The sequence below is a fragment of the Halorubrum sp. FL23 genome (assembly GCF_052439115.2).
GTDB lineage: Archaea > Halobacteriota > Halobacteria > Halobacteriales > Haloferacaceae > Halorubrum > Halorubrum persicum.
Window position 1 is genome coordinate 1 of the sequence record NZ_JBQVRO020000036.1, and the last position, 9,282, is coordinate 9,282.

Annotated in this window: 12 protein-coding genes; 3 read left to right on the top strand and 9 right to left on the bottom strand. The window is 55.4% G+C overall.

The genetic code is table 11. The annotated features are described in order from the left end of the window. On the top strand, positions 1-759 hold a 759-nt coding region (locus ACT4MF_RS18440), incomplete at its 5' end, for a winged helix-turn-helix domain-containing protein (protein WP_444683786.1). 186 nt (positions 760-945) lie between these two features. Here ACT4MF_RS18440 and ACT4MF_RS18445 read toward each other — a convergent pair. Then, positions 946-1,473, bottom strand: coding sequence for a PIN domain-containing protein (locus tag ACT4MF_RS18445; RefSeq protein ID WP_094521150.1), 528 nt, complete (start codon positions 1,471-1,473; stop codon positions 946-948). Positions 1,474-1,484: 11 nt separating this feature from the next. Next, on the bottom strand, positions 1,485-2,066 hold the full coding sequence (locus ACT4MF_RS18450; RefSeq protein ID WP_198664694.1) for a DUF7437 domain-containing protein: 582 nt from the start codon (positions 2,064-2,066) through the stop codon (positions 1,485-1,487). A gap of 243 nt (positions 2,067-2,309) precedes the next feature. Here ACT4MF_RS18450 and ACT4MF_RS18455 point away from each other — a divergent pair, with 243 nt between their 5' ends. Next, entirely contained in the window at positions 2,310-2,741 is a 432-nt protein-coding gene (locus ACT4MF_RS18455; RefSeq protein ID WP_285270714.1) for a TRAM domain-containing protein, read from the top strand. A gap of 64 nt (positions 2,742-2,805) precedes the next feature. Here ACT4MF_RS18455 and ACT4MF_RS18460 read toward each other — a convergent pair whose 3' ends face one another. The 7 genes from ACT4MF_RS18460 to ACT4MF_RS18490 all read right to left on the bottom strand — a co-directional run bounded on the left by ACT4MF_RS18460 (position 2,806) and on the right by ACT4MF_RS18490 (position 8,449). After that, the gene (locus tag ACT4MF_RS18460; protein ID WP_444683785.1) at positions 2,806-3,153 is read right to left on the bottom strand and encodes a DUF6788 family protein; all 348 of its coding nucleotides are present in this window, start codon (positions 3,151-3,153) and stop codon (positions 2,806-2,808) included. An 87-nt stretch (positions 3,154-3,240) separates the two neighbouring features. Then, positions 3,241-3,396 (bottom strand): zinc-ribbon domain-containing protein, encoded by a 156-nt coding sequence (locus tag ACT4MF_RS18465; RefSeq protein WP_486867007.1) that lies wholly within the window; start codon positions 3,394-3,396, stop codon positions 3,241-3,243. Continuing rightward, positions 3,386-3,559 carry a DUF7837 family putative zinc-binding protein gene (locus ACT4MF_RS18470; protein WP_439330792.1) on the bottom strand — a complete coding sequence of 58 codons (174 nt, stop codon included), beginning with the start codon at positions 3,557-3,559 and terminating at the stop codon, positions 3,386-3,388. Before ACT4MF_RS18470 ends, ACT4MF_RS18465 begins: the two co-directional genes overlap by 11 nt. A 399-nt stretch (positions 3,560-3,958) precedes the next feature. Further along, on the bottom strand, positions 3,959-5,308 hold the full coding sequence (locus ACT4MF_RS18475) for a DUF790 family protein (protein WP_444683784.1): 1,350 nt from the start codon (positions 5,306-5,308) through the stop codon (positions 3,959-3,961). After that, positions 5,295-6,704 (bottom strand): DEAD/DEAH box helicase family protein, encoded by a 1,410-nt coding sequence (locus ACT4MF_RS18480; protein WP_444683783.1) that lies wholly within the window; start codon positions 6,702-6,704, stop codon positions 5,295-5,297. The genes ACT4MF_RS18475 and ACT4MF_RS18480 overlap by 14 nt, the downstream gene beginning before the upstream one ends. A gap of 62 nt (positions 6,705-6,766) precedes the next feature. Next, the gene (locus ACT4MF_RS18485) at positions 6,767-7,120 is read right to left on the bottom strand and encodes a hypothetical protein (protein ID WP_444683782.1); all 354 of its coding nucleotides are present in this window, start codon (positions 7,118-7,120) and stop codon (positions 6,767-6,769) included. A 54-nt stretch (positions 7,121-7,174) separates the two neighbouring features. Continuing rightward, positions 7,175-8,449: an IS4 family transposase gene (locus tag ACT4MF_RS18490; protein ID WP_444683787.1), complete on the bottom strand. Its 1,275-nt coding sequence runs from the start codon at positions 8,447-8,449 to the stop codon at positions 7,175-7,177. Between the two features lie 478 nt (positions 8,450-8,927). On the opposite strand from ACT4MF_RS18490, the gene ACT4MF_RS18495 reads away from it, so the two are divergent. Then, entirely contained in the window at positions 8,928-9,263 is a 336-nt protein-coding gene (locus ACT4MF_RS18495) for a DUF8137 family protein (RefSeq protein ID WP_444683781.1), read from the top strand. The last annotated feature ends 19 nt before the right edge of the window (positions 9,264-9,282 follow it).

Sequence of the window (9,282 nt, forward strand, 5' to 3'; positions counted from 1 at the left end):
GCGCTCGAGGCGAAGAATCTGCTTACAACTCCAGAGGCGGTATCGGTGCTCCACGGGCTGTGTCGGTCACCACTCGCAATCGCGAACGGCGTCGCCCGAGCGCTAGAGCCGGAAGCCGAGACGCGACATATCCGGTCTGTAGAGCTCCGACGCATCATCGCAGCACTGTCTCCAGAGCAGGTACTTCGAGATGCGTCGTCAACGCCGCGAAAGGCCCTCGTGGCACTCGCCGGTGCTGAAGAATTCCTGACGCAGTCAGAACTCGCCGAGAGAGCCGGCGTGTCGGCTCGCTCGCTTCGTGACCATCTCCCTGACCTCGTTGATGCTGGAATCGTCGCGATGACGGATGCTGGCTACCGGCTCCAGCTGTCGTTTGCGGAAACGGACCGGGACGACGGAGAACTGCCTGAGCGGTACCAGGATATCTACCCGCAGTGGGTGAGCGATCCAACCGTTAGCAACGACGTCCACGCTGCGGCCGGAGCGTTACGGACAGCTCGAGCCCATCATGGCCCGGATGGCCCAATCTCACCAGAGGACGTCGGCTTCGCTGGCGACGTCTTACTGGAACTCACAGAGCCGTGGCCGTTACTCGATGAGGTGCTGCCAGCGCTGTGGGCAGTGACTACGAGAGCGTGCTATCGAGAGGACGCCGCTGTCGCTGGTGGTGCCCTTGTTGAACGTGAGACTGAGGTAATGGGGAGACGCCCACGCCAGTTGAGCCTCCAAGAAGCAACTACTGGGGAGCTCGTCGGGTGAGTTCTAGAGGGATGAAGACGTCTGTCACCGGTGATTTGTGGGGGCTTGGTACACTGTTCTCGCCATCATATTTCTTGACGAGACCATTGTGTCACTCATGCTAGGGTGTCATAGAAGAGTTGCACGACATTCATTTCGTGAACTCACAGCCGAATCAGCCGATAGAACGCGCTTGCTGACTGACCATTACGTGATCTCGTCAATCAGCTCAAACCCATTTTTGAACCGCACACGATTCTCGAACCCGTGGGCGTCGAGTGTCGCAACAACCGCCTCGCCGGCGTCGATGTCGGTCGTCACGATACAGACCAGACCGCTATCCGCTTCGAGCCTTTCAACTGCGGCCGCAGCAAGCGCGGTGTCAGCCTTTTCGATCCGATCCTCGCTTCTTTTCGAGGATCGAGCGATGTACGACCGAACGTCGTCCATCACTTGTGACACGGTGCCGTTCGTGTAGTCAGGCTCGTCGGCGACTGTAACCCAACCGGCATCAATGGCGCTATTGATCGGAGTCTGTCCCGGCGTACTTCGCCTCGGCGCACCACCGAGCTCGTCGTAGACTCGCTGCGGAATGACAAATGTGAGATCGTTCCGTTGAGCAAAGCGTTCGAGAGCCGTGTACTTGTTGTTCTGTTGGCGACCACACGCGATGAACAATCCTGTATCCGCGATCCACGTCACCGAATTCTGCAACGGGTTGAACGGCTCACTCATCGCTCTCGTAGTCAGCCTTCAATCGTCGGATTCTCATTAGCGTCCCGAATCTCGTCAAAATAGGGATCGACCGATTCCATATCGAGGACGACGTCTCGTAGTGCCTGTAACACGGCAATTGCGAAGGCGTGCTGAAGGTCGAGTTCCCGGGCTGCAACTCGCTCCGACATGTTCCCGTTGGCGTACGGTATCGCATACGTTAGGGCGGCAGCGAGCTTTCCGAGACCGTCTCTCTCGATGAGGAGATTGAGGTCCTGATCCCGAGGCGATCGGCCGAACGCTTCGATGAGCGTCGGCGTGATCGTATACTCGTCTCCCCCGAGATTTGCCGAGAGAGTGATCGGGACTGCTGAATACGTGTGTGTTTTCTGGCCCTCATCTCGAGTGAGGACCTTGAGCTCAACGAGCGAGCCGGCATCCGAATACGCTGTCGTCCGGGGAATCTCCAATTCATCGACAATGTCGTCGATAGTGACCTCCTCTTGCCGGAGCACGAAGGTGTAGAGCCGCGCCAGTCGTGGCTCTTCCAGCAGCTGTGCAACTGACAGCAGGCCGTTGACGGCGCGTTCGGGGTCTCCAGCTGCCTTCGACATACAATTCATAATTCATGTACTAGATAATAGTGTTTGGGATTGCCGAATCGGACGTGATACTTCGGACACCCTGTGCCGAGCGATTCGTGAGTCCTCTGTATTGACCGATCTGGCCTGCTAGTCTTTTGAGGAGTTTCTGTTTGGGATCTGCGTGCTCTCTTCAGCATACACTAGATTACCACCTCAGAGTAGCGCAAAACGCGAGATTTAGATACGTTGACTAGCTACAACTCGTGATACCTGATGATCGAGATTTCTGATTCGCTTCGCTCTGTGTTTAGTGCTCAAATCGAAGAACGTGGCGGGTCATATATTGTGGATGTCCCCGCGAATGAAATCGAACACGACGCGCTTGCTGCCGACGAAACGTATCGCGTCGCGATCTTGAAATCAGAATCCTCGACAAGCCAGAAGACCCAAGAAGAGCAACCTCAATCGGCTGGGCAAGAACCAACTCCGACGTCGGACGGTCCTCCCGTAGACGAAGGTGAAGTCCGCGACGTGACGATCGAGACGACTGGTGATCAAGGTGACGGCATTGCGAAGGTTGAACGGGGCTACGTCGTGATTGTCCCCGGCGGACAACCAGGTGATGAGCTGTCGGTCGAGATCGAGCAAGTCCAAGCAAACGTCGCGTTTGCCAGCATTGTCGAACCCGACTCACGAGCGCTGTAACGTCGTTTTACTGGCACTGTCTATTTGACGGGGATCGTTGGAACCCCGACTATCCTGATCCACCCTACTCGCTTCCTGGCTTCCCGATGTACTCCGATTTCATCGTCCCGTTTTCACGATAGTACCGATAGAGATACGGGCCGTGCATATCCGCGCGGTCTCCGCTAGCGCACTTACAGCTATCGTCGCCACAGGTGACCTTCTCTGTGACGACGGTCCTGCTTCCTTCGCTATCGGACTCCTCGACGGGCTCGGCAGCCTCCGGAAGCTCCTCGGTGTCAACCGACTGGTCGCGATACTCGATGAGCGCCTTGACGTAGTTCCGTATCTCATGGAGTGTTTCCGTGTCCTGTTTGGGGAGCCCCTCAGCGAGATACTTCGGGAGCGAGGTGGGTGGTGACGGCTGCTCCATACCTTATGTAACAATTGGAGCCATGTTAGCGCTCGGGTGCTACATAAGGTATTGAACCTTCTTTCCCCACCGTGACTACCTCAGCAATTACTCGAGATCGTAGGCCGCGATTTCGCGAGAGCCACACTGTGGACACTCATCGACGTCCTTCTCCACGCTGTATCCACAGTGACGGCACTCGTGGTGGGTTGTCGATGGCAACTCGAGTCTCACAATTTGCTGGATGAACTGTTTACTGAGCATTCATTGGATCGACGATCTCGCCACAGCCGGGGCATTCGGCCCACACGCCCGGTCTACCGCTATCTGTTTCATACTCGATGATCGCGTGTCGGCCGGTAACTGTATCGCCACAGAATGAGCAGGTGCCACGGACCGTCTCTGGATTATCGGGGGTCATTCTCATGAGGTTGGCAGCTCTTTTCAGGGGGAGAGGGAGCGTGTGACAGCGTTTTAGAGCTGGTTAGGTCAGTGAGACCGACTCAGCTTTGCTCCCTCACCCCGATATTACAGACTCTGTGACTTATACTTCGGGCGAGCGGGGCGAAAGTACTGTTCCGGGACAGCAGCGTGACCGCAGGTCGTGAGTAACCATCTCGCGCGATGTCATAGAACAGTTCAGATACCCGGATCAAGATTGGTCAATACAGGGGACTTACGTACTGGTCAAGACACAAACTTTTTGTTACCTGTCAGGAGCGTCGTGCGAGATACAGAGGATACAGCCAGCACGGAGCTCACCGTCACTTCACGCTCTCTCGAACGAATCGGCTGCTCACTGGCCTGCGTACAGTCAGCCTCAACACTAAACCGAGGAAACCTCGACAGCGTACCCCTCAGCCAACTCTACGACATCATAGACGTGAATCCCTGATTTGAACCACAGCACACGGTCATCTACCCCCTCGAAATCCTCAGATGAGCAATCCAACCGATCTGAGACGGCGATAATAAGATTATCTTGGTCGGCTTCTCGTATCTTCGCTAACTTCTCATCAAGGTACTCGGGCGTCCAAAACCCAACAATCTCGAACACGACTCGTCGTCCGTCTGGGTGTTCAATAGCAAAATCGGGGAGCATCACCTCCGCCCCCAAGTCCAGCACATCGTCTTCCCGCACCAGCTCCCAATCGGTGTTCGACCGCTCCCACTTTTGAGCGAGCGTCCGTTCGACATCAGAGTCGAAATCGCCCTGAGCAGAGTAGTGTGAGGACAGGTCATCGGTCTGGTCAAGCTCAAATGAGAGTGTTGGACGAGATGATGCGCTTTCGTCATCGAGTATATCGGCTTCCATCTCCCAGCGGTCGCACAACGGGAGGGCTGGCAGAAAGTTCGCCATCCGAATCCCGTACTTCCGTGATTTCGAGAAAAGAGATGCTGCTCCGTCCAGAGTCGCTTCATACCCGTCAGCAACATCTGTATTGGAGACACGCCTGCCGTTGCTGTCGATTGGGTAGATGCGGTGCATCAGCCCAAAGAGCTTCACGTAGCTGAAGACGGTAGAAAATGAGTCCCAGACTCGTATCCGCATCTCTGTCGCATCGTACAGCACCGCCTGTGCCAGAGCAAGATTGTAGCGTGTAAGAAGCCAGTCAACCGTGATCGTATCCTCAGCGTAGGACTCCTCGCTATCACCCGTGAGTCGTGTCGTAGTGGTTGATTCGTCTCCCTCCTCGTATTCATCGGAAAAACGGTGTCCGAACCGTACGAGTCGCTTGTTCCCCTCCAAGTCTGCGTACATCCCTTGGTAGCACTCTTTGAGTGAGATACCGAGTTTATCAGCGACAGAACTGTACACCTCCAATTTCTTTGTGTCCTCTCCGAGCGTTGGCTGGCGGGCGATAGGATACGACTCGTTTGCCTTCTTGAAGAGGCGTTGCCGAATCTCTCGTGGCTCAACGGGGGCGACTGTCTCGAACTCACACTCGTCTTTCAGCAGTTTCGCCAGTCCCTGGACGATTTTGTAATCCGTATCCGCAATGGTGAGCTGGTCGATGGTGTCTTCCAATTCGCCCTTCTGTTCGCCGAGATGCTCCTCGAAAATCTGGATGAGTTCCGCAGCTGTCTCTCGGTACCGTTGCTCATCAGTATCGACGAACAACGGGGCAATGTTATCTTCGTGCGTGCGTGAGCGTGCGAGGTCAGCTGTCAGCACTCGCTGTCACCCCCTGCCGTCGTCGTTCAGAGACGTAGGTTTCTATCGTGTCTTCGGTGATAATTTCGTAGAGACGAGCAGGTTGACGGTCGTCTGTCGGTCGGAGAATCCGTCCCAGCCGTTGTGCGTACTGTCGTTTCGAGGCACTCCCAGACAGAATAATGCCCACGTTCGCAGACGGAACGTCGATGCCTTCATCCAAGACCTGTGAGGTAGCCAGCATTGAGTACTCTCCCGTCCGAAACCGTTCCAAGATCTCGGTGCGTTCCTCAGTCTCGGTCTGGTGTGTGATACACGGCACAACGAACTCTTGGGAAATCTTGTAGGCAAACTCGTTGTTGGCAGTAAAGATGATTGTACGGTCGTCGTAATGCCGTTTCAGGAGATTATCAAGCGTGTCCAGCTTCCTTTCAGCCGTGCGGGCGATCTTCTCCGCTCGTTGCTTGGCGATGAGAGCCCGTCGCCCCTGCGGGTCATAGGATGTGCGTTTGAGGAACTCAGCATAGCCGTTCTCTTTCCAGAGGTCAAAGTCGTGGCTATCCACATAATCACGGTAAATCTGGTACTCCTCATCATAGGTTGTCCGCTCGCCGTCGGTAAGTCCGACTTGGAGGTGAATCGTCTCGTACTCGCTAAGAAACTCGCCAGCAAGTTCATTGACTTCCTCTCGATAGACGACCGTCCCAAGCAAGTCCTCCAACTCTTCGTGTGCTCCATCGGCACGCTCGTAGGTTGCTGTCAGTCCAAGCCGATACGGAGCAATCGTCATCTCAGGAATTTGCTGGTAGGTCGGAGCTGGCAAGTGGTGAACTTCGTCCACTACAAGAAGTCCAAACTGGTCGCCGTACTCGTTGATGTAGCGGTAGGCGGAGTCGTAGGTCGTTACTGTGATGTCCGCTATCTCGTGGCTTCCTCCCCCAAGAACGCCGACCCCGTCTGGAAGTTGGTCACCGAAGGCATTGGTGAGAGTCGCGTGCCACTGGTTCATCAGATCGATAGTCGGCACGACGACGAGCGTACTCACACCTGCGTCAGCAATGGCTTGAACGGCGAGGAACGTTTTCCCGCTTCCAGTCGGGAGGACGACGCTTCCTTGACGGTTGTTGTCTTGCCACGCAGAGAGAGCGTCCTGTTGGTAGTCCCGTGGTTCGATAGCGACAGACGGCGTGAGATAGAACTCCGAGTAGGCACGAGCCTCATCCTCTAATTGAGCCACAGTTGCTGTGGATTCTTCGAGTGTTGCTTGACCATCGGACTCAGTTGCCCACTGTCGAATATCACGGTAGTGCTGTGCCTGTGCCCGATACTCGTCAACACGGTCGTCCCATTCGGCATACGGCACAGTATCAGGAGCGTCTTCGAGAAGAAGCGTGCCATCATCAAACGAGAGACGCATTCGAGTTTACCTATGTCGGTGGGATACTTGTCCTTGCTGGGGTTGGAATCTCGAAGAGAACACTATATTGAGAGGTCGTCGGCAGTTGAGCGAAGCTCACTCTTTGTCGGCTGTCTCCCGATGTCAACGGAACGGTCGCCAATCCAGAACTGAAACTGCTGGTGGTCAACATCGAAGTGGAGTCCACAGGAGGCATCTGGCTCTGCCTGCTCATATACGGATTCACTCACATTCTCGCCTTCTTGGAGCGTTTCAAGAAGATACTCGGCGGCATGTGGGCGTTGCTTCATCGTCAAAATGTGGTCGGTTGCCACGTGTTTCAGCACGTCCCCACCTGTGTCGTATCCGTCCCCGAGAAAATAGAACTCTCCGCTAAACTCGTAGGACTCGACGTGGATGCTGAGAGCATACGTCATATGCTATTGTCATCGCTCTGTGGCACAAACATTACGGAGAACATTCGTCTTTAGCTAAGACTCACACCTCGGTTGTGTAGCGGTAACGAGCGTCTCCTGTAAGATCGGTCGTTGCTGGTGAATCTTCTGGGCGTCCTCGATCAGCCGCTCCAGCAACGGCGGTGGCGAGTAACCGAGATACTCACCGAGTTCATGGAGGATGAGCTGGGCGTGCGACCGGAAGGTCGCCGCCCAGCGTTCCGGTGGAAACACGATCTCGTCATCGGCCTGCTTGGTGACCAGATCCAACAGCTCACGACTCACCAGCAGTGACAGCAACGCCGCATACAGCAGAATTTTCACTACATCTGGGTCGCTTGTGTCGAACTCGTCCAACTCGTACTGTGTCTTCAGTTCACGAAACAGCGTTTCTACCTCCCACCGACACCGATACAGCGTTGCTAAATCCGCCGGGAAAAACTCCTCTCTCGGCAGATTCGTGATGTAGAGGTGGTAGTCGTCGGCGTCCTCGTCGCGGACGCCGACGACGCGGAATCGCTTCGTATCCAGCGACCGCGTCCCCTCGTACTGGCCCCGCTTGAACTCCGCCTCGACCTCTACGTCGATGTACTTCCGCGAGAGATTATCGACCACATCGTGGATCTGCTTGCCCTCCAAGGGAATGGCGCGGCCGCGCCATTCCCGCAGTTCCTCCGTTATCAGCGGATTCGCGTTCTCTTTCAGCCGACTCACGAAGTAGCCGTCGTTCTCATCGATCAACGCGAAGCGGCGGTACTTGAAGTACGCTCGATCGAACAGAACGAGCCGTTCTTGTAGCCACGATCCCGTCTTGAACAGCGTGCTGTCGTGCGTTTTCTCGTCCGTTATGTCGATCCGTTCAATCGTCTCATCGGTGGCGTTGTGGAGCAGGTGGAGCTTCGCTCCAGCCTGCTCCTCGTGACGGGCTTGGAACTCATCAGAAAGGAACTCGTGTAACCGCAATACCGTTCCATCGGCGATCATCACGTCCCTGAATCGGTCGATATCAGCGTCAACGGTGTCAGGAACAGCGACCTCGTCGAGGCCGTGCTCGACGAGGTCGCGGAGGTACTCCGCCAGCGTCGGTGTCAACCGGTGATAGAACCCACCGGGAGAGATCGTTTCATCAGCTGTCGAGTTGTAGCAGCGTCTGAACCCGGCGAGTGTTCGGCTCTCGCCTGCGGCGAAGCCGAACACGAGCGCCCACACGAGAACAGGAATCTGAAGCTTCCCCTCACGCTCGACCACGCCGAGTTCCTCGGCGTGCTCTTCGAGGAACTCGGAGGGAAACAGTGTAGTGAGCCGACGCATGATTTTCGATGAGGAGGCGTCTTGGTGCACACTTGCCGCCTCCTCATTCCTCTCGAAAAGAAGCCTCGATAAGCCGCTGCTGTCACGCGGTTTCTCTCTTAGCTAAAGACGGATGTTACGGAGAATCAAGGAGAAAGCCTCGCGCTTCAGCGCGCGGATGAATCCGACAATTCTCTACAGCAACCACGAACTTCTGGCCGGGTGTTTTAACTGAGTAGTCGTCGTATTAATGATTATCCGAGGCGGTCCACCCGCCCACTTAATCGGACAATATCGGGATTCCCGACCACACACAGAAAGTACCCCTTTCTGTTGTAGTGTTCGGGTACAGTAAGAAGTACCTCTGAATCCCATGCCGGGATAGGAGTAACGGCTGATTGGCACAGCCAGTAGCCGCCATCGGGACAGCTACAAACCATAAACACCCCAAACCAGCGGTGCGAGGCCGTGGGAATCTTCGCCCTTCAGGGCGGAGAGGATGTCAAGCCTCCAGTTGCTGTTAGAGAAAATAATGACAGCAGACCGCCGTCCTGAGGAAATCGAAATTGATCGGCTTGACCAGCAGTTAGCAACCGCTGAAAACGGAGATGTGAACGCACTCACAAGGGCAGTCGCAACCTACGAAACACAGTTAGCGACCGCACACGAGAAAGGGGAATCCGACCGTTACCGAGGTATTTCCAGAGCCTATCAGGAACAGCTCATCACCGTGCTTGACGACGCAACGCAGACTGAAGGGTGGGAATTGGTTGAAGATTTTGGTCGCGTCTCAGAACCGTTTAGACTTCACCTCCAGTGGCCTCAACTGAGGTAGTGCAGTGAATCTTCTCGTT